The sequence below is a fragment of the Cellulophaga sp. BC115SP genome, from assembly GCF_009905545.1.
GTDB classification, from domain to species: Bacteria; Bacteroidota; Bacteroidia; order Cytophagales; family Spirosomataceae; genus Flectobacillus; species Flectobacillus rivi.
Genome location: NZ_JAAALB010000032.1, coordinates 20913 through 46296 on the forward strand (window position 1 = coordinate 20913; position 25384 = coordinate 46296).

Annotated in this window: 16 protein-coding genes; 1 reads left to right on the plus strand and 15 read right to left on the minus strand. The window is 38.8% G+C overall.

The window, feature by feature from the left end:
- Positions 1–150: 150 nt before the first annotated feature.
- The 10 genes from GVN22_RS19320 to GVN22_RS19365 all read right to left on the minus strand — a co-directional run bounded on the left by GVN22_RS19320 (position 151) and on the right by GVN22_RS19365 (position 14779).
- Complete coding sequence (locus GVN22_RS19320; RefSeq protein WP_166552653.1) at positions 151–1809, minus strand: hypothetical protein; 1659 nt, start codon at positions 1807–1809, stop codon at positions 151–153.
- A gap of 140 nt (positions 1810–1949) precedes the next feature.
- A complete protein-coding gene (locus GVN22_RS19325; protein ID WP_166552654.1) occupies positions 1950–4154 on the minus strand; it encodes a hypothetical protein in 2205 nt (734 codons plus the stop codon).
- Positions 4151–5335, minus strand: coding sequence for a BatA domain-containing protein (locus GVN22_RS19330; protein WP_166552655.1), 1185 nt, complete (start codon positions 5333–5335; stop codon positions 4151–4153). Before GVN22_RS19330 ends, GVN22_RS19325 begins: the two co-directional genes overlap by 4 nt.
- Positions 5336–5383: 48 nt before the next feature.
- Positions 5384–6235, minus strand: a complete 852-nt coding sequence (locus GVN22_RS19335; RefSeq protein WP_166552656.1) for a DUF58 domain-containing protein — start codon at positions 6233–6235, stop codon at positions 5384–5386.
- A 90-nt stretch (positions 6236–6325) separates the two neighbouring features.
- Positions 6326–7312 (minus strand): MoxR family ATPase, encoded by a 987-nt coding sequence (locus GVN22_RS19340; RefSeq protein ID WP_205690966.1) that lies wholly within the window; start codon positions 7310–7312, stop codon positions 6326–6328.
- 148 nt (positions 7313–7460) lie between these two features.
- Positions 7461–8075: a DUF4159 domain-containing protein gene (locus GVN22_RS19345; protein ID WP_166552657.1), complete on the minus strand. Its 615-nt coding sequence runs from the start codon at positions 8073–8075 to the stop codon at positions 7461–7463.
- Positions 8076–8336: 261 nt separating this feature from the next.
- Positions 8337–9677: a TldD/PmbA family protein gene (locus tag GVN22_RS19350; RefSeq protein ID WP_166552658.1), complete on the minus strand. Its 1341-nt coding sequence runs from the start codon at positions 9675–9677 to the stop codon at positions 8337–8339.
- Between the two features lie 42 nt (positions 9678–9719).
- Positions 9720–11360 carry a TldD/PmbA family protein gene (locus tag GVN22_RS19355; protein WP_166552659.1) on the minus strand — a complete coding sequence of 547 codons (1641 nt, stop codon included), beginning with the start codon at positions 11358–11360 and terminating at the stop codon, positions 9720–9722.
- Positions 11361–11791: 431 nt separating this feature from the next.
- The gene (locus tag GVN22_RS19360; RefSeq protein WP_166552660.1) at positions 11792–13108 is read right to left on the minus strand and encodes a TldD/PmbA family protein; all 1317 of its coding nucleotides are present in this window, start codon (positions 13106–13108) and stop codon (positions 11792–11794) included.
- 24 nt (positions 13109–13132) lie between these two features.
- A complete protein-coding gene (locus GVN22_RS19365; protein WP_166552661.1) occupies positions 13133–14779 on the minus strand; it encodes a TldD/PmbA family protein in 1647 nt (548 codons plus the stop codon).
- A 553-nt stretch (positions 14780–15332) separates the two neighbouring features.
- Here GVN22_RS19365 and GVN22_RS19370 point away from each other — a divergent pair.
- Positions 15333–16328 (plus strand): AraC family transcriptional regulator, encoded by a 996-nt coding sequence (locus GVN22_RS19370; protein WP_166552662.1) that lies wholly within the window; start codon positions 15333–15335, stop codon positions 16326–16328.
- A gap of 190 nt (positions 16329–16518) precedes the next feature.
- Here the strand turns inward: GVN22_RS19370 and GVN22_RS19375 are convergent, their stop codons facing one another.
- From GVN22_RS19375 to GVN22_RS19395, 5 genes are all read right to left on the minus strand, one after another.
- Complete coding sequence (locus tag GVN22_RS19375; RefSeq protein ID WP_166552663.1) at positions 16519–17469, minus strand: NAD(P)H-binding protein; 951 nt, start codon at positions 17467–17469, stop codon at positions 16519–16521.
- Positions 17470–17707: 238 nt separating this feature from the next.
- Positions 17708–19342 carry a RagB/SusD family nutrient uptake outer membrane protein gene (locus GVN22_RS19380; RefSeq protein WP_166552664.1) on the minus strand — a complete coding sequence of 545 codons (1635 nt, stop codon included), beginning with the start codon at positions 19340–19342 and terminating at the stop codon, positions 17708–17710.
- An 82-nt stretch (positions 19343–19424) separates the two neighbouring features.
- Positions 19425–22601: a SusC/RagA family TonB-linked outer membrane protein gene (locus GVN22_RS19385; RefSeq protein ID WP_166552665.1), complete on the minus strand. Its 3177-nt coding sequence runs from the start codon at positions 22599–22601 to the stop codon at positions 19425–19427.
- Between the two features lie 490 nt (positions 22602–23091).
- Positions 23092–23667 carry a hypothetical protein gene (locus GVN22_RS19390; RefSeq protein WP_166552666.1) on the minus strand — a complete coding sequence of 192 codons (576 nt, stop codon included), beginning with the start codon at positions 23665–23667 and terminating at the stop codon, positions 23092–23094.
- Between the two features lie 33 nt (positions 23668–23700).
- Entirely contained in the window at positions 23701–25341 is a 1641-nt protein-coding gene (locus GVN22_RS19395) for a SusD/RagB family nutrient-binding outer membrane lipoprotein (RefSeq protein WP_205690967.1), read from the minus strand.
- Positions 25342–25384 lie beyond the last annotated feature (43 nt).

Below are 25384 nucleotides of genomic sequence, written 5' to 3' on the forward strand. Positions count from 1 at the left end.
AAACTTGAATGCGAATCGTTGTTCTTTCGTTTCGTGATGCAAAGGTAGAGAGTTTTTCTTTATCCTCCAAATCTTGTGAAAAGAAAAATCAATAATTATTTTCTTTCCTGTGATGAAAAAATAGCATTTTTATCTATTTCAAGGGCTTTTTTACCATTTTGGTTCTACCCATAAAGCCGTAAGAATGAATAGGATAAGCACCCACCAAACCCAAGGAGAAAGGCTCGATTGTCGGGCAATTGAAAAATCTATATTTTTTTGTTTTTTTTCTGAAAAATTATTTCCAACATACATTTTTAGCCGTTGTAAGTACGCTAAATCCTGCGTTGAGTCCTCGACATATACCGATAAACTATCAAAAAGTGGCTGCCAACCAGCCTTTGTAAATCGGTAGTTTTGATACTCATTCTGAGAACTCAATGACGATACCGACGGCTTAAGGGTATCCTCTCCTACTTGCCAATTTACATTTTTCTTGAGCGTATTCAGCCTGATTTGTTTAGGAATATTAACAAAAACAGGTGCGTTAACTTGTATAGAAACTGGTTCGGAAGGCAGAACAGCCTCCAAGGTTGAAGCCCAAATTTTGTTGTAGGTAACACTATCACCACTGAGCATTAAAGGATAGGTTTCGTTGAGCAAACACAGCCCTACTCTCCCCTTCTGGCGTTGTACTGCAATGGGATATTCCTTCAAGCTTTTTTGCCAAGTATTTGGTTGTATTTGATAAGGTAAGGCTGTCAAATCATTGGATAATTGGATAGCTTCTTGTGTCGAACTTTTTGTCAATCGCCATTGTGTTCCCAACGCCTGATTGATAATACGAGTTTCCGTTTCGGGATTGGTTAAATTGATAATAAGAACGCCTTTATTCTCTCCCAATACCTTCTTGACTCTTGCATCGCCTGCTAAGCTAGGGTCAGTCACAATCAAGTCATAAGATTTGATGGATTGTTTGGTATTAATTTGAAATTGACTTTGGGTATTCTTAGCTACTTTGGTCCAAGTTTCTACTTTGTATCCACGTTTGCCCATCCAGTCGGCCAAAGTTTTACTTTCAAAATCGGGGTTACTTTGTAATACCAATACACTTTTACTCGGTTTTTCCATTACTGCAAAATGTATAGGCTGTAAAAGCTTTTCACCAAGCCATAACTCACATTTCGCTTTTCCTTTGATAAAGGCAGGAAATTTAAGATTAAAATCTACTAAGCCTTTTTTAAGGGAAATACTATCCAATACTTGTTCTCCAATTTTCAGGCTCAACACTTGTGTTTTCTCACTCAATATCTTCCCGCTTACACGTTGCAAATCTCCTCGGTACAAAACACCTTCCCATCGAATAGACTCAACTTGATTATTTTCCCAAGTAGGTAGCCATTTCCATTCTTTATCGAGCAGTTGATTCAATAAGGTTGGCTCAAAATGCGTCCCAGCCAAATAAACTGTACCTATTTTCGAGATCCAAGCTGGATGCTCGTTAATGGATTGTAATAATTCTTTTTCTGTAAAACTCTCAGCTATATGAAGACTATCTTGCCAATGTTGAAGGTTTGTATGTGGTATATTCTGCTGGTAAAGTAATATCTGATTTGAATCTGATGAACGGGTAATGGTGGGTTGTAATATCCAGCCCAATACGCTTATCCAAAGTAAAAAATTCAGTAAGACCTTTAACCCCCATCTTCCTTTTGAGCGGTTTCTCCAAAGGGCTAAAAATTGTACTATTCCCATAATCAACACAGCTACCAATAAGATTATATTGGATGCAGTGTTGAGTTGGAATTGAAAGTTGATCTGTAATATCATCTGGTTTTCAATATTTTTCTATAGAGCCATTGCGGGCAAAGTTCTCTCAGGAGATTGATTTTCCAATAAATTATTATTGGGATGTACAATCTTTGATTTTTGGTTTATCTACCTGAAAACGTTGCCTGCAACATCTCTACCTAATTGTTTGCCCAATTTTTGAAAAAGGATTTTTCCAATCTTTTTTCCGAAACATTTCCTTGTGGCGTTGCTGAAGACGGTTTGGGTAAATCAGTATTGAGTAAGGCAAAAATGCGAGTATTCAAGCGCTTAGCCTGAGCTGAATCTAAAACCTTACCACTTGCCAGTTTTTGTAAATCCGACAAAATACTCCATTGGTTCATGCCTGTATTCAATACCTTCTGACTCAAAGCCATGCTTAGCATAAGTACCTTTTGTTTTTGCAAACCATTTAGCGATTTTTCTTCTTGCAAATAGCCCATTATCTCAGCAGCTAAGGTGGTTAATTGTGCTTGAGAAAGGTTTTTTGCATAACTAAACTTGGCATTAAACTTGGTCAACTCGCCTGATAGTCTCTTTTCTTTTTCCTTGATTGGAGGCGGGTCAAAGCTGGTTTTCTTGGCAAAAGTTCTGGCTTTGTGTTGTGCTGCTTTCAAAAACTCCAAAGCTTTTTTCTCGTACGGCAATGCCTTTTCTGGTTCATACATACGCAAATGCAGTTCGGATTGCCACATTTGTTCTAATGAAGACTTCAACAAACTTCTAGTCGATTGTTCGTAAAAGGTATTCGCTTCTCCATCGTCATGCGAGTGTACATAATCCGCCAGCATACTTGCCAATGGATCTTTATTATCATCATTGGACTGTTCGTGATGATGATGTTCTTCTTCATGTTTTTCGGCTTGGTCATGATCATGCTCACCTTCATCGTGTGCATGACGAAAACCTTTTAGAATATCGCCATCTTTGTCAGCATTGTCTGGCAGGGGATTGCCTCCTCCTATCGAATTTTCGAACTCTTCACCCAAATATTGTCCGTATCTCAAACGCAGCGTTTTTTGGTCAAACCCAATCTCGTTTGAGGCACTTTTAAACTCCCTATCTCCGATTTTTTTACGTTTGGCAATCAATTTTTCAGTATCAATAATAATCTGTCTTTGACTTCTAAAATATTCGGGCATGATATTCATAGCCATTGTTGCCAAATCTGATTCTTCCGCCTTAGTCGTATCTTTATAAACAATAAAATAGGTATCTGATTTTGTGAAATTTGGCCTAGGTTTACGATTATCGATTGCAGCCCAATAATAGTACAATTCATCTCCTGGCGTAAAATTGAGCACCTTTAAGTCAATAGATTTACTCAATTGTGCTGATTTGAATGCCTTTTGTGTGATAGGCATTTTTACTTCACGAAACTTTACATTTTCACCGCTACCTCTTGCCAAAGTCGCAATCATATAGACCTCATTTACCATAAAATCATCCGAAACTTTGGCATTTAACTGTACTGTTTTAGGGTCTTTGAGATAATGAAAACTATATAATTCTTTGCTACTTGGCTCAATTTTAGGGGCTGCGTCTGGTAAGGCCTCCAAGCGATAATAGTCTGAAGCATAAATCAATGAATCTTTCCAATAGGCTTTTATGGCATATAATCCTGAGCTCAACAATTGATCTTGGTAAAGATATTTATCTTCTTTCTGTGTAAAAGGAAGTTCAACGCCTCTGGCATTACTAAGCTTAACTTTGAGTTGGTCTTGATGTGAAAATGTCAAATGCCAAGTCAAATTTGAGCCTACAATTGCTGAGGCATTCAGTTGCTCGGATTGAACGGTCTGCAAACCTGTGTAAGCCGGTGGAACGACCGTTAAAACAGCTTTCTCGAATTTGGGTGGTACTGCTGGCGTATCCTTTTTTCCTGAAACAATTTCTGTCAAAGACTTTTCGGATAGTTTTTGAACAAAAGATTGGTCAAACAAAACAGTCAATAAAATTGATGTACAGACCGCTCCCAGATAATACCATAAATGATGTGTAAAAACCCAAGGTGTTTGCAGATTTCCTTTTTCGAATAAGCGATTAAGCTGGAGTTGCTCAGCAATATTAAGCTCGTTTTTCTCCAATAAATCTAGGCTATATTCAGTATTATCGATTTTTTGATGCACTAAGCGAATGGCTTGTTGGTGTTTTGTGGAAAAGAAACCTTTCCAAAAAGACCAAGCCAAAGCAGCCACAAAAGCCAAAGCCCATGTCCAGATTGCAACGGGGAAATAGTAATGAAGCCAAATCGCAATTACGCCGAAAACAGATAGCCCTCTGAGCAAATCTTCGGTATGCAATTGCCATTTAACTTTTGATATGATTTGTGAGAAAGGATTCATGCGTTTCGGTGAATTGCGAGCCAACGCTCAAGACTAAGCAATAAAACCAAGAGAGTGATTAATACTGCGGTAAACCACTCTGTTTCGAGCGGTTTGACTAATTTTTGTTCCTTAAATAAGGCTTTCAACTGGCGATTTGAAATGGTGTTATTCTCAGCTTTGATTCCTTGAAAGTTTAGAATTTTCTCTAATAACCATGCAGGAAATTTTCCTTCAAAGACCGCATCATCGGTTTGGGGATTCATTGAGTTTGACCACTCTATGACATTCGAAGCCAAGGACTTTTGCGAATACTTATCACTTTCTGGAACCAAATAGAGTACTTCAGGATTTAACACTTGAGGAAGTTGACTAGTACAAACTAATTGTGCTTGTTCCTTTTGGTCTTTATTCAAAAGTTGAATAGGAAGTTGATACACTTCTTCAATTGCTTTCAAACTAGCTTTCAACGTTTTCTGAGCTGATTCAGAAGTTGAAATCCAAACTTTCAAAGCGCCTTTTTGTACTATTTCTGGATTATTAGCAGTAACTATTCCTAATTGTCCTTCGGGATTTATACCTACGTTTTTCTGTCCATCTACTTGCCAAACCTTTACTTGATGTTGCCTAGTACTATCAGAAATAGCGTGTAAATTCAGTGGTGTTGGGTGATAAATTACAGGCAAATTTGTCAATGACTGTTGGTTCACCACATACAATTCCACTGATTGTTTTGGATACTTTTTTCCTAACTCTATAAGCGCATTCTGTAATACACTTGCCTTAGTAGCTTCTTTAGGCTGTTCGGACAAATCTTTCAGTTCAATTGGAGAATTTTCTATCCAAAAACACGGTTCGCCTTTTTTGAGAGCCTCCTCTATTTCAAATCGAAAGTTATTGGTAACCAATGTATTCGACTCTATCAGATGGATTTTAGAGAAAGATGAAGACGTTTGTAAGGTATTCCAAAGTGGCTTGGCTAAAGCCAAACACAGCAATAGTACAATTGCCAAACGCAATACTAATAGCCCAATATTATCTAATCGTATGCCTCTAGCTTGTTGTAAGTTTTTTTCGCTTAACCACTGAGTAGCGGCCCAGTCTAGTCGTTTACCTTGTTTCTGATGCCAAAAGTGAATCAGAATCGGTATCGCTAGACCAAACAAGCCCCAAAGTAATGTTGGCGTATTAAAATCTATCATTAGAATAGTAAAAATTTGAAAGTTCAAAATCAGCTTGATATATTTTCATCAAAGGATTTCTCTTATAATACCCGCAATAGGGTCTTTAAGACTGATTTTTTTCCAGTAAACAAAAGGCACTTTTAAATCTGATTCGATTTGTGACAAAAACGATTCGGCATTGGCTTTTACTTCGACCTTAATTTGCTCTGCCTGAAGTTCCACTTCTTGTCCTGTTTCCAAATCTTTGAAGCGGTAAAATCCTTTTAAATCAAAATCTAGCTCATGTTGTCCAAGTACCTGAAATACATAGATTTCTCGTCGTGGATTCGCTAATTTTTTCAATAATTGAATCCATTCATTATCCAACTGTAAAAGGTCTGAAGCAAAAAATAGTATCTCTTTTTGTTTTTGTTGAAAAACGGGAAAGCTCTTGGTATCGCTTGTCCATTTTCCTGAGGCTTCTGCTTTTTCTAAAGCGTACAAAATCCGTTGAAACGCTTGCTTGCCAGAGGCTACCAAAGTATGTACTTGATTGTCTTTGAGCACATATAAACTCAATTGATCGCCTTGTCGAAAACCCATATAGGCTATAGAGGCCAACAAGATTTTACAATATTGTAATCTACTTACCCCCTCTTCAGTATAATTCATCGAACCTGAAAGGTCAAGTACAAAACGGATATGATAATTACTTTCGGTAGAAGACTCTCGCACCAAATGTTTTTGGGTACGGGCAAAAAGCTTCCAATCTATGCGTTTGGGGTCGTCCCCTATTTCGTAATGCCTATATTGCTCAAATTCAATCCCATAGCCATATCTCTTACTGGCGTGAATCCCTAACATAAGTTCCTCACTTACCAATTTGCTGGCTAATTGGAGATTGGTAATTTTTACTAATTCGGAACTGAGTAAAGCCATTCTTTGAGTTGTGAGTGATGAGTTTTGAGTGATGAATTACAATCTGTCCTTCAACTCATTAGCCCATTAATTATCATCTGTTGAGTTACACTATTTTCCTGAAAGCATGGCTTTGATTACATCATCAGGAGCAATTCCTTCGGCCTCTGCACGGAAATTTAAGGAAATACGATGGCGTAAAATAGGATAAGCCAGCGTATGAATATCTTCAGGAATAACCGAAAAACGTTCATTCAATACGGCTCTTGCTTTGGCACATAATACCAAGGCTTGTCCCGCACGTGGACCAGCACCCCAGTCGCACCATTCTTTTACAAAAGCCGAGCTAGTTGTATCAGGACGAGTACTTCTTACAATACGGTTAACCTCCTCTATCAATTCATCACTAATATGAACTTGACGTGTTAGTTTTTGTAAATCCAAAATATCCTTATCGCTCATTACTGCCGATAATGTTGGTTTTCCTGAGCCTGTCGTACTTTTTAATACTTGTAATTCTTCTGCTTCGGAAGGATATCCTAATTTGATATATAACAAAAAGCGGTCGAGCTGCGCCTCTGGTAATGGATAAGTTCCCGCTTGTTCGATAGGGTTTTGCGTAGCAATAATCAAGAAAGGCTTTGGCAAATCGTAGTTGGTACCCGCATAAGTCACCTTGTATTCTTGCATAGCTTCGAGCAAAGCAGCCTGCGTTTTGGGTGGCGTACGGTTGATTTCATCGGCCAAAACGATATTGGCAAAAATAGGTCCTTTGCTAAATTTAAAGAACTTCTTGCCCGTTTCATGATCTTCTTCCAATATCTCCGTACCAACAATATCCCCTGGCATCAAATCTGGGGTGAATTGGATACGTTTGAATTGCATTTCAAGTGCCTCCGAAATCGTTTTTACCATAAGGGTTTTTGCTAATCCTGGCACACCTTCTAGTAGGCAGTGTCCACCAGCCAAAAGGGAAATAATAATCTCGTCAATAGCCTCCTCTTGTCCGATAATGACTTTTGCGATTTCCTTTTTGAGTAGAGGTAATTTGCTTACCAAGGATTTATAATATTGAAGCTCTTTTGTTTCCAGTGTCATTTGTTAATGAAAATATAGTTAGATGGCTCTAAATATTTAGCCATGGGTAATTGTCGTAAGTAAAATAGTCAGTCAAAACGATTTCAGTCTTTAATTAGATAAGAAGCACTAATGACTGTTTTGACTTTAATTTAGGATTCGTAAAATCTTAAATTGTCAATGCGTAATTGATGATGTTTACGCCAAACTTAGTATTGTCTTCGGCAAGCCAGCGTTTATTGCGAAAATCATAGTCCCATTCGCAACCATAATCCTTGTTGCTATACAATACGCCAATACGTCCGTTGATGGTAACAGCTTTGAGATAATCATGCACAAGGTCGTCGCCCCAGCCATTTAGTTCGAAACTAGTTGTGGGCGGACCTTCAAATTCGAAGAAACATCGATAAATTTCGTGAGTATTAGGAATCTTTTGAAGGGCCTTTTGTCCAAAAGTTTTAGCCATTTCTTGCTCGAATGACTTTGCAAATAGCCCATCAATATCGTGATTACAGTCGTCTACAAATACGAATCCACCGTTTTGTACATATCGGTGAAAAATATCTCGTTCTTTACTCGAAAACTCTACTAATTTATGACCACTCAAATAGCAGAAAGGGCTTTTAAAAATCTCGTTACTACTCAATAAAACCACTTTTTCCTTTTCATCGATTGGAATAGTGGTGTACTCAACCAACGAATTAAGCAGATTGGAGGGCATTCGTTGATCGGTATCCCAGTCGCCTGAGTTATATTGAATACGAGTAAATACAAATGGTTTCATAATTTTGAGAGTCGTGATACTGTAAGGGCTTTGGGCTTTGGGCTTTGGGCTTTGGGCTTTGGGCTTTGGGCTTTGGGCTTAAGAAAATTTGGGTTCTCTAATTTTATACTCAAATTTTCTCTATAGTTTAAAAACTAATTTGGATTTGAGATTTCTGATTTCGGAAATATAAAAACCTTCAATTTATACCGTAATATACTAGAAAGTCTCTTTTACTTCCGAAATCAAAAATCTCAAATCCGACATCAATTCATCCCTTTACTACACAGCATCCGATAATGAAGAGAACGTAAACTCACGAATCTTCATTGGAGGTACCATATAGTTGGCGTTTGATTCAGTACTTACAACACGCTCCGTTTTACCCAACATTTCTAAGTTGTTCAACATAATAATAGGGCTTTCGTTGAAGCGGAAGTTTTTTACTGGATACTTAATTTTTCCATCTTCTATTAAGAAAGTACCGTCACGTGTTAGACCAGTTTGTAATAAAGTCTGCGGGTCAACAGGGCGAATGTACCAGAGTTTAGTGACCAAAATACCTCTTTTAGTACTCTTAATCATTTCTTCTAGCGTAGCTGTGCCACCTTCCATAATCACATTGCTTGGGAAAGGAAGAGGTTTAACTTTTTTCTGTTGAGCCCAATACCTTGAATAGGCAAGGTTTTTAACCACACCTTTTTCTATCCAAGACACTTTCTCTTGTGGTTGACCATCACCTGCCCAAGGAGCCCCAGGGAGCGCAGGATAAGCAGGGTCAGAGAAAATCGTGACACGCTCGTCTACAATCTTATCTCCTATTTTGGTTTTTCCACCTTGTTTACTAAAAAACGAACGACCTTCGTCGGCGCTTCGAGCATCCATATCAAAATAAATACTTTCGAGCAATACCGCTGCGGCTGTTGGTTCGAGGATTACCGTGTATTTACCAGGTTCTAATGCTTTGGCATTTTTAGAACCAACTGCTTTTTGCATCGCAATCTTTGTGGCAGCTACCGTATCCAGTTTTTTAACGTCGTTGTACCCTCTAGTTACATAACCCGAACCTGTACCGTCCTCTGTACGAACGGTCAGGGAGAAATTAATACCTGAGTCTTTATAATAAGCAAACAATCCTTTCGAATTCATCATGGCCGAAAAGCCTTTTTGATCTTCTAAAAAGCCTGCTGCTACTAATTTTTGCGCACGTGCCAACTCCAAACTTTTGAAGACCATCTCTGCACGTGTATCTGGGGTGATATTTGCAGTGTCCTCAACATAGCCCAATGAGTGGCTTTTGTACTGTTGTGGTCCTAGAAGTCCTACATACTCAGGATTTTCAGGAGCAAGGCGAGCCAATTCTTCCGAGCGACGAACAACTTTTTCTAATGAAGCATCGTCAAACTCATCGATAGTAGCCACACCTACTTTTTTGCCAAATGCAGACTGCACTTGGAGATTTTGATTGATTAATGCACCACTGGTCGAAACCTCGTTACGTGCATAACGAATATTTCCACGAATGTTTCCTAGCAAATTAGCCTCACATTCATCGGATTTTGAATAGCTCATCACCTTTTTCAACAAGGCTTTTGCTTCTTCTTCGGTTAATATTACTGACATAGTTTTCTTGAGAAGTTAAAGTGGATTAAAGGTTGGTTGCTACTAGATTTTACGAGCTGTATTAATGACATTTACGCCATTGAAACGAGCCGTTGAACTACCATGTGATACGGCACTAGACTGAGAAGGCTGACCTTTTCCGTCGAAGAACGAACCACCTAAACGGTAATCACGATCGTCACAAATCTTCGCACATGAATTCCAGAATTCTTGTGTGTTAGATTGGTAAGCTACATCTTTGAGCATACCCACAATTTTTCCATCTTTAATTTCATAGAATAACTGTCCACCAAATTGGAAGTTATAACGTTGCTGGTCAATAGAGAACGAACCGTCGCCTATGATATAAATACCTTTTTTAACGTCCTTGATCATTTCATCTACAGACAAAGGCTCTTTTCCTGGCGCAAGCGAGACATTTGCCATACGTTGGAACTGAACAGAAGACCAGCTATCGGCATAGCAACAACCATGAGATTCAGTTTCACCAATGATTTTCGCTTGGTCACGAATGGCTTGATAATTGACTAACTTACCATCTTTAACCAAATCCCATTGCTTGGTTTTAACACCTTCGTCATCCCAACCTACTGCGCCTAACGAACCAACTTGTGTTTTGTCAGCGAAGAAGTTGACGATATTGCTACCATAGTTAAAATTCTTGCTTTGCCATTTGTCCAAAGTAGCGAAAGAAGTACCCGCAAAGTTTGCTTCGTAGCCTAATACACGGTCAAGCTCGAGCGGGTGCCCTACTGACTCGTGAATAGTTAACCAAAGGTGAGAAGGGTCAAGGACAAGGTCATATTTACCAGCCTCCACAGATTTAGCCGAAAGTTTCTGTTTTACTTGTTGCGAGGCAGCGATGATATCTTCCATCATATCATAGCCTTTGTTGTAACGAGTAGTTACACCTGTTACCTTATCCTTAGGGTTAGTTTGCAGGTATTCATAACCCATCCCCGAAGGAGCACTCAAAGTCTGACGATTTTCGAATTTACCTGTTTTCGGATCAATAGCCGTTACAGTAAATACAGGCCAGATACGATGTACATCTTGGTCGATATACGAGCCATCCGATGAAGCGAAGTATTTTTGTTCGTTTACCAAAAATAAAAGAGAGTTAACGTAGTTTGCGCCATTTTTCATAGCGGCATCATTAACGCCCAATAATAAATCTACCTTTTCCTGAATAGGTACTTCAAAAGCATTTTTCTGGATAGGTGCTTTCCAGCTTACTTCACCAAAACCTTTTTGTGGTGCTAGTTCCACAGGCTGACTCATGAGTTTTGCATTGGCTTTTGCAATGGCAACTGCTTGCTCTGCTGCTCTAGCAGTATCCGCCTCTGTTTTGGCGTCTACTACCGCTGCAAAACCCCAACAGCCATTGGCAATCACACGCACACCTACACCATACGACTCGGTGTTGACGATATTTTGCACTTTGTCTTCACGAGTAATCACAAACTGATTGAGATAACGACCAATACGAACATCCGTATAAGTTGCACCTTTTGCCTTGGCAGCATTGAGCGCTGCATCTGCCAAACGTTTTTTCACGGCTACATCGATACCTTCATTGAGAAAGGATTCGGCAGCAACGGACCTGCCCATAATCGGAATATTAGGAAGCATCATTGCTCCTAAACCTAGACCCGACATCTGGATAAAATCTCTTCTTTTCAAGTTTTTTTTAGTTTATTAATTGAAAAATCGTTTAAAAGAGGCCTTCTCTCAATTTTTTGCAAGTAGTTATCTGTTAAATGTTTATTCGTTAATAGAAAGAGGAAATCATCAGACATCGTATAAATCATGGATGACTCGATTTTTTATACTTGTGGATACTTCCGTATAACAAATCAACTTATAACAAATAACCTATTAAGACCATAAAACGCTTACAAAAGGCAATAAGAGCCTAATTGAGAGGTTTTCCCAATCTTAATTTACCAAAATTTCAAGAAGATGCCCAGCTAGCCAATGGCTGATTTTGATGAATGGCTTTTTTTCGTTGTAAGCGGAAAAGGATGTTAGTGCTTTAAGCTGTAAGCTAAAGGCACTAAGCCATTATTAAAAATAAAGCTTAGTGCTTACGGCCTACGGCTTAAAGCAATTTTCTATACTGCATCCGATAAGCTACTGAAGGTAAAGTCACGGATTTTGAGAGGTGGTACCAATGACCCACCAATACGAGTTGGCTTGCCCATAGCCTCAAGGTTGTTGAGCATAATCACTGGACTTTCGTTGAAACGGAAGTTTTTGATTGGGTATTTGATTTGACCATTCTCAATATAGAAAGTACCGTCACGAGTAAGACCCGTGTATAATAATGTCTGTGGATCTACTGCACGGATATACCAGAAGCGAGTTACAAGAATACCTTTATCGGTACCTTTGATTAAATCTGCCAAAGATTCTGTGCCACCTGCCATGATAAAACCACCAGGATTTGGAACAGCTTTTACGCCTTTTTTCTCAGCCCAATAACGTGAGTAAGTTAGGTTTTTCACCACGCCATTCTCAATCCAATATACTTTTTCTTGTGGACGACCATCACCAGCAAATGGAGAACCTGGAATTTCGAGATTCATTGGATCCGAGTATATATTTACTCTTTCGTCGAATAGTTTTTCGCCTAAACGAATACCTCCTCCTTTTTTACTTAAGAAACTACGACCTTCGTCAGCATTACGAGCATCCATGCTTCTCATCATATTTTGAAGCAAATCAATAGAAGCCGCTGGTTCGAGAATTACGGTGTATTTACCTGGTTCCAAAGCACGAGCAGATGTCGAAGCCATCGCTTTTTGCATCGCTATCTCAGTTGCCTGCTTTGTACTTAATTTAGAAACATCGTTGAAATCACGAATGGCATAGCCTGAACCCAGACCATCGGCAGTACGTACTGTGATAGAGAAATCTACCGAAGTAGCTTTGTTGTATCCAAAAAGTCCTTTGCTATTGCCAATGGCATTAAAACCTGTGCGATCTTCCATATAACCCGCAGCAGTCAAGTTTTTCTTGCTACAAGGGTCGATACTATCAAATGCAGCGTTGGCACGATAATCTGGAGAAATATCAGCTGTTTTTTGAGAGAAGCTAGCTGGATCCAAATATTGTTGTGGACCTAATGCTGGAACAAACTCAGGGTTTTCTGGTGCTAAACGAGCAATTTCTTCGGCGCGTCTTACGGCTTTTTCCAAAGACTTATCGTCAAATTCGTTAATCGTAGAAGTACCCGAACGCTTGCCAAATACTGCGGTAATAGAAAGTGATAAGTTGTATGATTCTCCACTCGTCGAAACCGAGTTACGAGCATAACGGATATTACCCGTGCGACCTCCTGAAAGTGCCACACTCATCTCGTCTGCTTTTGAAAAAGACAAAACCTTATCTATGATTTTTTTAGCTTCTTCTTTCGTTAAAATCGTCATTGTTGATGCTGTTTAAGGTAAGTTTTAGATTTTTCTTCCTGTATTAATCACATTCACCCCGTTGAAGCGAGTAGTGGCACTACCATGCGACACAGCACTCACCTGCGAAGGCTGACCTTTTCCATCGAAGAACGAACCGAATGTACGATAATCATCTTTATCACAAATCTGAGCACATGAGTTCCAGAATTCTTGTGTATTTGACTGATACGCTACATCATCGACCATTCCCGCAATTTGACCATTTTTGATTTCGTAGAATAACTGTCCACCAAATTGGAAGTTATAACGCTGTTGGTCAATTGAGTAAGAACCACGTCCAATGATATAGATACCTTTTTCAACACCTTTAATCATGTCTTGTACGTTCAACTTCTCTTTACCCGGACGCAAAGAAACGTTTGGCATACGCTGGAATTGTACTGAATCCCAGTTGTCGGCATAGCAACAGCCATGAGATTCTTTTTCACCCAAGATATTTACTTGGTCACGAATCGCTTGGTAGTTTACCAAAACGCCGTCTTTAATCAAATCCCATTCTTTACAAGGTACACCTTCATCATCGTAACCAACTGTACCCAAAGTGTATGGTTGAGTTTTATCAGCAACGATATTCACTAATTTGCTACCATAGTTAAATGATTTGGTTTTCCATTTATCCAACGTAGCGAAACTTGTACCTGCGTAGTTGGCTTCATATCCTAATACACGATCAAGTTCGAGTGGGTGACCTACAGATTCGTGGATAGTCAAACCTAAGTGATTTGGATCAAGCACGAGGTCATATTTCCCAGCCATTACCGACTTGGCAGTCAATTTTTCTTTGGCTTGTTTAGCAGCAAAAATCGCATCTTCGACCATGTCATAAGAATTGCGGTATCCTACCAAACCATTTGGTCCAGGGATTTTCTCAGAAGCTAAACCATCTAAATACTCATAACCCATCCCCATTGGCGAAGAAATCGCATCACGGGTCTTGAATTTACCAGCTTGCTTATCTACCGCAGTTACGGTAAATGTTGGCCAAATACGGTGAACATCTTGATCGATATAAGAGCCGTCAGTTGAGGCAAAATATTTTTGTTCGTTGATGAAAAACAAATTGGATGTAACGAAGGCAGCGCCATTTTTCATAGCTTCACCATTTACATTCATCAACAAATCGATTTTTTCTTGAACAGGAACTTCGAATGAGTTCTTTTTGAGTGGGGTTTTCCAAGACACCTCTCCTACTCCTTTTTGTGGCGCAAGAACTACAGGTTCTTTCTGGATTTTCGAGTTTGCTTTTGCAATAGAAACAGCCGTTTCAGCGCATTTGGCAATACCTTCAGGCGTAACATCGCTAGTAGCGGAAAAGCCCCAAGTTCCGTTGGCAATTACACGAATACCTACACCATAAGATTCGGCATTGACTACGTTTTGAACTTTGTTTTCACGGGTAAATAAATACTGTTGGAGGTAACGACCGATACGAACATCGGTGTATGTGGCGCCTTTGGATTTAGCAGCGTTTAGAGCTACGTCTGCTAAACGTTTCTTTGTTGCTACGTCGACACCCGAACCTATTAAGTGCTCGGCTGGAACAACATTTCCCAAGACAGGTATAGCTGATGCACCTATAAGCGCACCTAAGCCCATACCAGATAACTGGATAAAATCCCTTCTTCTCATATTGGGGTTTGCTGATTGAAGTTAAATAAATTTTGAAATAAGATAGATTCTGTAAAAGAGGTTATCAGTTTGAAAGTACTTCTGAATAGTTACTTTTACGGTTTTAAGCCCAAACACAAGACAACATTATTTCGTATTAATAATTATTGGTATGTGGATTTATTAATTTTCAATTTTCGACCTAAAAGAGAACATGTAGGTCGTGTTGCCATGTTATTGTGTGATGCTTAACAATAAAAATACAAAATCTGGACTATTATCCAATACGTTATTCGACAAAATGCGGGCTTTTATCGACATCTGTAAAAGAAAATATTGGCACTAAGTACTTTTTACAGAAGAAAATTGGGCAATTAGGACTTTTTGTAGGAAAGATTGTTTTAGGAATTGGCATTTAGCATTTGGGTACAGGCAATCGGGTTTTGATTTAATATTTGGAAGACGTGGTGTTTGAAAACTTTCGTGTAGTTCCAATTATCAAATGACTATTTGTAACTTTACTTCTTTGTGATGCCTCCACAATATACCTTGTCAACTCAACCTGTATTATTCCATGAAAAAGACTTTAGCGATAGGTTCTGTAAATATGATTCTTTGGGCAGCCAATACTAGAGGATTAGACACTTCTGATATTTTAAAAAGCCTGCGGATTTCGCCACAAAGTTTACAAAACCCTGATGAAAGAATCGAAATAGCTAAAGTACAAACTATTTGGAAAGCTATTGTCGAAAAGCTCGGTGACCGCTCACTTCCTTTACAAATGGGCGAAATTATCAGCCCTATCTCTGTAGGTATTTTAGCATACGTGATGATGCACGCACCAAATCTGGGTAAGTCTATCGAAAAACTTTGTCAGTATCAAGACATTGTTTGTAATGCTGTAGAAACAACCTTTATTCAAAAAGAAAAACTATCCGTTATTGACTTACGAGTTAATTCTGAGGATATGATTTACCCTGAGTTTGCACTCGAATCCGAAATGTCAGTCTATGCTAGTGCTTTCAGAGCACTTACACTTTCAGAATTTAAACTTTCGGAAGTCCACTTTGAACATGGCCCCACAAGCGATTTCGCGATATATCAGAGAATTTTCCAATGTCCTGTTTTTTTTGAAAGTGGTAAAAATTGGATGGTATTTGAAAGTTCTCAGCTTGAAAAACCTATTCTCAATGCCAATGCAAGCCTTTTTCCTGTTTTTGAACAACATGCCCAAGATTTACTTGCTCCTTTACAACCCAAAGTTTTGTTTAGCGATGTAGTAAAAACAGAAATAGTCAAATGTTTGGTTGGACAAGAACCTTCTCTCAATCACATTGCGATGACCTTGGGTGTTGGAATAAGAAATATTCAGAAAAAGTTGAAGGAAGAAGGAAAAAGCTTTCAACAATTATTGGATGAGGCTCGAAAAGAATTAGCTATCAAGCATTTGAAACAGCCTTATTCTAGTACGACTGATATTGCATATTTGTTAGGCTATTCTGAACCAAGTGTATTTTATCGTTCCTTTAAAAAATGGACTGGGCAAACACCAAGCGCATTTAGAGCGTAAAATATAACTCCTAATTGAGTGAATTGCGGTGGAGTAATTAATTTAAAAAAGAAATTCGTCTGTAGAAATGTCCGAAGGATTCCAAAAAATAAGGTATATATCCCTATTTCCGAAATCAGAAATCCCAAATCCGCAATAGTCTGAAATCCTTCGCACACTAGTTACTCATATTTTTATTTTGCATTAATACCTATGATTGGTATCCTTTCCATGACAAAGCCGTTTTTATTGCCTCCTCCAACGGAGTTTCTTTAAATTCAGGGAAAAGTCTTCTCAACTTATCATCATTCAATACCACTGTATTTTCGTAGAGATAGGTCATTTCCTTAATCTCTTTTAGGACAGGAATAAAAATAGCCAACAAATTTATCATCCATTTTGACATTAATTGATATTTGGCTGACTGTCCAGCTTGTTCGGCTATTTTGGCAAAGAGTGTTCGCATAGATGCGTGTACTTGCCCTCCGTAATTATATACTGACACCTCCTCTACCTGCTTAATCTTCATTAATTCAACCATGATTTTGGCGGCATCTGGCGTATAAACCGTCTGGTGAGGAATATCCATATTGCACAACCAACGCATAGGCTTACCCTTGAGAGCATTCGCAAAAATGGGACGAACACCTTCATTCATCACATTTGGTCCCCAAAAGTCTGGAAGACGCACAATGAGTAATTTGCATAGGTTATTTTGCGCAGCAGTTCTCATCATGGCTTCTAATTCTACTCGAATTTGACCTTTTACAGCACAAGGATTTTCTGGACTTTCCTCCATAATTGGAGTCTGAATCAATCCATAATTGTATATATTGCCAGGGAAAATAATTTGAGCTTTATTTAAGCTGGCTGCTTCGATAACATTTTGTGTAGCCTGTTGCATATTTCCTTTCCACGCTTCATAAGAATAATTAATCCCGTGGAATATCACCTTTTTATCTTGGGCAAGAGTTTTCAATAAAGCACCATTTTGTACATCTCCTTCTACAAATTCAATCAATGGCGTTTGATCAAAAATTTGTTGAGCTTTATGTATATCTCTAACCAACAAAGTTACAGGGATTTTTTGCGCTACAAGTTCCATGGTAAAAGCATATCCGATGCTTCCTGTTCCACCTAAAATAAGAATATCTGAGTTCATAGTTTTGTTTGTTTTGATGATACAAAATTGGCTCAGATAAGCATTCTTTTAGATGACTAAAAGCGAATGTCGATATGACAAAAAGCGAAAAATTAACTTAAATTCTCACTTCGCAGAATAAACAAAAACGCCCCTTCACCGTAGTGAAGAGGCGTTTGAATAAAAGCAATAAATGATTAAGTTGATTTGTATGAGTTTCAAACTTCTAAACTCAACGCTCACAACTCAGCACTCAATCTTATTGTTTAGGGTTCTTGATTGGAGCACTACCAGCAGCAGCAGGGTTGTATGCCAACTCATTGTCTGGCACATCCCAGTAATCTAAGTACCCGTAAGTAATAGATGCTTTAGTATTGATAGTTTTACCATCTTTAGAAATAACCACTGCATTTTTGCGACCGCTATCCAATACTCCCCAACGACGTGCATCGTAGAATGCTAAACCACGGAATGCTAAAGCCACACGTCTTTCTTTACGAAGTTCTTCTTTTACTGTAGCCAAGTCTGTCGAAGCAAGAGCTGCCAAGCCAGCACCTTGGTAAGTACGAATGTTATTGATGCTAGTAGCTGCACCAGCAATATCGCCAGTGTACAATTTAGCTTCAGCTTTCATCAATTCGTTTTCTTCGTAGCTACCCAACATGTATAACTCGGCCATACCAGCAGTACGGTTTGTATAAACCATAACGCCAGCCAAACCATTACCGCCGTCTTTGATACCCCAACGAGTGTTGAAAGCATTACCACGGTCAGAGTTACCAACCCAAACAGCAAATTGGTTGAAGTTATTCGCCAAACGCTTATCGCCAGCATTAAAATCTTGAATCAAACGTTCAGAGATTTTGAATGTACCACCAGATGCGTTAGCACCTACACAACGAGCCGCTACAGAATAGTTCAAAGGTGAGAAAATATCACCAGCTGTATTAGTGTTACCAGCAAATACAGGGTCAGAAGAACCAACACCAGCGTTAGTCAATGTTAGAATTTGATTCCATTGAGCAGCAGTCATCGAAGCCACAGGCGTGTTTACGATGATATTACGTGCTTTCAAGGTGTTCAAGTTCTTGATAAACTGTGCTGTTGTAGGAACTACTCCTTTTCCTGTTTGGAAATAACTTGGAATCAAAGAACCCAATACTGATGAATAATCAGCGGTATTAGTGATTGCTCCTAATAAAGCAGCAGCTTTGTCGTAGTTAGCGTTAGACTCGTCAATGATTTTTTCCTTCGCTAGGTAATTTCCATTTGTCGAGCTTGAAGCATTATTAATCAAACCAGCATAGTAGATAGAACCGATACGAGAATAAGCAAATCCTTTCCAAAGGTAAGCCCAAGCTTTAATTGTGTTCTTTTTCGTTGCAGCGTCACCTGAGAAAGTTGTTTTTTCAACTACCTCCAAAACTGAGTTTGCAGCATTGTTCAAACCGTACATCAAAGCCCACTCATGGAAACCAGGGTTACCACCTTGCTGAGCATTTACGTTAATATTACGAAGTAATGTAATTTGCTGGCTTGGAGAGTTCGGGTTTGGAACAACTGTACCATCATCCAAAGTAACTGAGTTTGGAGCTGACAAGTTGTTCATATAAGTGTTTGCAGCTTCAGCAGCTACTACATCACCCATCATTTCGTGAAAACCTACAACACCGTTATAGAAAGCACCTACAACGCCATCATAGTATTTGTCACCAGATGAAGTGAAACCGTTAATATAGATTGCACCTTGAGCCAAACCAATCACCCCAGATTCTGTTGCAGCACTGGCAGGTGTTGGTTGGTTAGGGTTTTGAATATCGAGTTGGTCTTTGCACGACATCATCATACTACCCATGAGTAGTACCGAGAGTGCAGTAATTTTTATCTTTTTCATTCCTTGTGTCGTTTAAACTGAATACTTATTTCTGAAAATGAAGACTAAAAATAGCGTCTTCTATTGGAGAAAATTTGGCTGACTAGAAACCGATATTCAAACCAACTTGGTAAGAACGAAGGTTAGGCATAGTGTTGTGGTCTGTACCTCTATCCCAAGCAGAACCGTTTGAACCAGAAGAAATCTCTGGATCCATACCAGTGTATTTAGTGATCGTAGCCAAGTTACGACCAGTCATTACCAATTGTAGTTTTCTGAAACCTTTAATACCGAATGCTTTTACTAAGTCAACAGCAACAGAAAGGTTACGCAAACGAGCGAATGAAGCATCTTCGTAGAAATAGTTTTTCGTACCGTTACGAGAAACCTCAGCATAAACACCACGATAGAATGCAGACCATGCGCCAGTTTGTCCATTGATAGTAATTGGTACTTGGTAATCAGCGTGAATACCATCACGGTACATCCATTCTTTCGTTTGGTTGTACAAGTGTGAGCCATATACCCAGTCAACTTGGAAGTTGAAGTTAACGATACCTTTCCAGCTAAAGTCATTAATAAACGACATATTGAATTTAGGGTTAGGATCACCAAAAGCGAATTGTTTTGTAGAGAAATACGGTGCTTTTGTAGTTTTGTTTACTACCCAACCATTACTAGCAACTTCATAGTTTGCACGGTTTGCTTCTGCGATTGCGAAAGTTCCGTCTGGCAATTTCTCATCTAGGCTGTGAATTGCATAGAATCCATACAACTGACCGATTTTTTCACCAGCTTTCAATACATAACCTGTCGAACCAGCAGCAGAAGTAATAACCACCTCAGCACCACCACGTACAGCTGTAATTTCAGAAGATTGCTTACCGAAGTTAGTAGTAAAGTTCCATGAGAAATCTGTGTTTTTGAAAATAGAAGCATTCAATGAGAATTGGAAACCATGTGATGCTAAAGAGAATGCGTTATCTTTCAAAGTACCAACCCCAGTTGATGGAGCAGCATCGATGTTGTAAATTGCATTGTCTGTACTTCTTTTCCAGTAACTAGCATTGATAGATAAATCATTCATCCAAGGTGTACCTTTTGCTAATGATAGGCCAATATCTGTACCAATCTCAAGTTCTTTTGAAACCTCTACGTTCAAGCCTGGGTTAGACTGTGATAATGGGAAATAGAAAGAGTTACTTGTACCGATTGTTTTAGTATTCAAAGTTACATAACGGTCAAATTGGTTTGGTTGGATACCAGCCTCACCATACGCTGCACGAAGTTTGAATTCTTCAATAGTACTTGCCACTTTGGAATCTTTCCAGAAATCAAATGCCGAAAGACGAACATAACCATCACCACGAGGGAAAGTAAATGGTGTTGAAGCAGCACCAAACGCAGAAGAGTAGTCTGTACGGAAACCTCCAGAGATACCTGCTACTTCACCGTAATCAACACGTTGGTTTACTAAATAGCCATACGTAACGAATGGAACTTTATAATCACTAGCAATACGGTTTGTAGGAGTTTGTGACGCGTTAAATGGCGTGTACGTAGGCAAACCTAAACCATAAGTAATATATTCTTTGTAATAGCGATCTCTCCAGTCAAATGATACTTGCGTTGAAGTACGAATTGGTAAACTTAAACCAAAATCTTTTTGGAAATCAGTTTTGAAATAAGCTGATGCCAAGAAGTTTTGGAAGGTTGTATTGTAAGTATAGTTATCTAATTCACCTGAACCATCTGTACCATAGTTACTGTAGAAAAACTGTTGATCTACAGCATTTTTATTTCCGTTTTGATTTAGGTAAGTATAGGTATTTTCTTGATGCTGATAGTTGATACCATATTTAGCATCTAATTCTACAAATTTTGGAAACTGATAGTTCAAAGAGAAATTTTGAACTACATCAACCTTATTAATCAATGAAGAAGTATACTGATTCACAAAGTTAGGGTTCGCACCGTTTACCCCTACAGCATCACCAAAATACACAGGATAGTTTCCATCAGTGTCTTTGAAATCGTAATTAGCAAATGGACGAGAGTTGAATACTGAGTAGATGATACTTCTACCTGTTGCGTCATTAATCGTATTTTTTGTATAAATCAACTGCGTGATTGAACGCAATTTCAAGCCTTTAGCCAATTCTGTACCGATATTTGACGTAAAGTTTGTTCTACCAAGACCACCCAAGTTTTTGAAGTTAGTTTCTTGTTGAGCGTGTGACAATGACATACTGAAATCACTCTTTGCTGTACCGCCTGCAATTGACACCGAATGTTGGTGGTTAGTTGAAGGTTGGAAGAACATCGAGAAGTGATCGTAATACTGCAAGTTTTTGTCGTAAGGCTTGTTGATTTGAACCGTTGGGTCAGTCGAGTTCCAAATAACGTTCTCTGAATAAGAACCGTAAGTAGGATCCAATGTCAATGGTTTACCAGAACCTCCAACAACTTCATTGTTAGCGTTTGTCACAAAACCGTGCATATTAGCTTTTTTCAAACCACCCACGTTCAAATATTCAGAACGGATTACGCTAGAAGATACGTCGATAGTCAATTGACCATTTTTACCTTTTTTCGTAAACAACTGAATTACACCGTTTGCACCTTGCGCACCATAAATTGTAGCAGCAGCAGCACCTTGAACAACTTCAACACGGTCGATTGTATTCAAATCGATTGAGTTTAAGTCAGTAGTACCTAATTGGATACCATCCAACAAAATCATTGGAGTAGTACCACGGTTGATCGTGTTAATACCACGCAATAAGATGTTTACTGGCTGACCTGGCATACCATTACCAGAGGTGATTTGAGCACCTGCAATTTTACCCACCAAAGCTTGGTCGATAGATGCTGATGGTACTGATGGTAAATTTTTAGCACTTACAGACTGTACGTCAATAGCCAATTTTCTTTTGTCTACCGCAGCACCTGTACCCGTTACCACAACTTCAGAAAGTTGTTTTGCATCCACAGCCAATTTTACGTCAATAACCGAACGGTTACCAATCGCTACATCTTGACTTGCCATACCTACAAAAGAGAATGAAAGTGTACCACTTGAAGGCACTGAGATAGAGTAAACTCCATTTGCATCAGTTTGGGTACCTTTAGCTGTTCCTTTTAGTTGAACAGTTACTCCAGGAAGACTAGAACCGTCTTCAGCAGATGTCACCTTTCCTGTGACTTTGCGGTCTTGTGCCATGATAAGGACACTAGAAAGCATAGTCAACAAGAAAGTCATTAATAGACTTTTTCTCATGAACTAATTTAGTTAAGGTTGATAATATTTGTTAAGGTTATTTGTGCCAAATTATAAAATTATCAAGAAACTCACAATAGGATTTCAAAATGATATTTTGCATTTTTTCAAAATTACCTTCGTTTTTTCCTTAAAATCTACCAATTAGCCAATTTTATTCCTGTGTATTTTAATGCGTTAGTACCTAATTTTTTCTATATACGATTCAAATTCAAGCATTTTTATAAGTATTAATTACTATAAAATATACCACTTAAGTAGTCTAATAACCGTTTAAAAAAAATTCTAATCAAATCTTAATTTTTTTTAAAAGTGTAGACTTGTATAGTCATTTTTAGCATCTATATTATGCTAAATCAAATATACATTTTCTCAAAATTGAACATTTCCAATGTAAGACCATTCATTTCAAACGCTCGTTTGAGATAGTCCATAAAACAAAAAACCGAGCCCAAAATAGGCTCGGTTTTAGGTACAATTCAATTGTCAGTTATTGAATCACGTTTACTTTGTAAAAAAATGGTGAACTATAAAAAGCTCCACCTGTAATATTGGGTCCAGTATTTGTATTCGTATACGACTTGCCATTAGTAAGCTTCATTGTACCTGTAATCTCAAAACTATCTCCTACTGATATATCGCTTGCCGTAAGTTTGGTTGCTGACAACGCTTCAGCTGCCGTAATAGCAATCGTAGCACGCGGATAACCAGAAGTTGGGTCTTTCGTAAAACTTGAAGCAGCAATGCTCTTCAAAGTTAATTGTGCCGTAGTCTTAGTACCATTAGCAGGCGTTGCATCCACAAATTTGATTACCAAGTCATAAGATGAAAACAAGGCTCCAAAGTTAGGGGTAACGGCCTCTGCCAAAAACTCCATTTTGCTGGTAGAGATGGCTGATACTTTGTAGGTAAACGAGCTTGAACTTACAGGATACGGAGACACTGTACGAATGTATCCCCCTGTTTCTAAGGCATTCAAGTCGATAGGCTCAATCATTTCGGTTTTGCAAGCTCCTACCAGAAGCCCCAAAACCAACAAAATTGAATATATCTTTAAATGTTTCATTGTATCTATTGTTAAACTTTGAAAAATTGTCGCCTATTTGAATAAACTCGCAGGATTATTATCCCAGAACACAGGCAAAGTCATATTGGCTTTTTGTTTGGCATTGACATTTCTACTCACAAACGCCGTTGGATAGTAGAATGAACGAATGAACGGTCCTGGATTAGGATCAAGTGCTGGTTGCAAATTGAGTGGCATACCCGTACGACGATATAAGTTATAAGCCTCTATTCCATTACCGTACAAAGCAAACCAATATTCTGTTGCAATCACATTGAGTTTAGCAGAGCTTGTAGTAGCACCATCATAGGCAGAAAGTACCGCTTGCACATAACTATTTACTTGGTCAGCCCACACAATATTATTGCTAGTTTCAAATGCTGTGATTTTGCTCGACTCAGCCGATGCCAACATAAACGCACGAACATCCGCCATTGATTTACGTAATCCAGATTCTAACAAAGCTCTTGCATCGCCAGTAGTACCTAAAGTCAAAGCCGATTCGGCCAACATAAAATCGGTGAAAGACGACATCAATATAGGCTGAATCCCTGCTCCTGCCGCTCCTGCTACAAGAGATACGGGTCTGCCCGCATCATTGTCATATAATCCCCCCGCAGGATATAATCCCCAAGCGGTTCTTTTCAAACCATCGGGTGGAATACCTTCGTTACTTAGATGGTCACGTCCCCAATAACCTACATTGGTTGGTAAACAGTAGTAATCAGTAGCAGCATAGTGATTAGGTTTCTGATTGGTAATACAACGGATTTCGTTCACGTCTTTTGAATTTACCGTTACCTGACGATAAAAATAGGCTCTGATACGAGGGTCTTTTTTATCATACATCAAACCCATATAAGCATTTGATTGGTAATCGCCACCACCTGTCGGTGAATATTGACCAGCATAACGTGGGTGACGGTTATCAGGGTTTACCTGAGTTGTTCCATACTTAAACGTTAAGTTTTGAGTAGTTGTCGAAATCAATTTGTTTCCTGCAATCAAGGTATTAATTCCTGTTTTTGAACCTGCAGCATCTATCAATTTTCTATTCAAATAGATTTTCAGCTTCAAAGTATTCGCAGCACGAATCCAGTTATCAATTGTTCCACCATAATAGAGATCCACAGTCAAACCTGATTTTGACTTGGCATTAAGATTCTCGATGGCCTTATCCAAATCTGCTAATGCAACTGTGTATAAAGTTGCACCTCCATCTACTTTTGGGTTAAAGTTAGCGGGATCAAGTGCTTCGGTATAAGGAACATCGCCAAAAATATCTACGAAGTTCATCAATACAGACGCTCTCAATATACGTCCTACGCCTGCATGAACAAAAAACTCTCCTTGCTCTGCTAAAGGAATCAGCGTTTTAATATCATTCAAAATTCCAGCGTAAGCGTTGGTCCAAGCTCCGTCCATACCTCCTGGCGTTACAGCATTATCATAAATGGCTGCACCAGCGTTGAGCATACGAGTAAGGCGCATTCCTGGGTCGCCCACTTGGTTGAAGTGAGTAGCATAACTCACCTGAATTTGACTAGCCAAATAGTTAATATCTGTATTATTGGTAGTCACAGCGTTGGGGTTGTCTAATAAGTCGAGCTTACACGAGCTTATGACTATCGACATCAACGCGAGCCATAAAAAATGTATTTTCTTTATCATCATCTAATCAGATTTAAAGTAATTTCTACACCAAATTTCTGTGTAA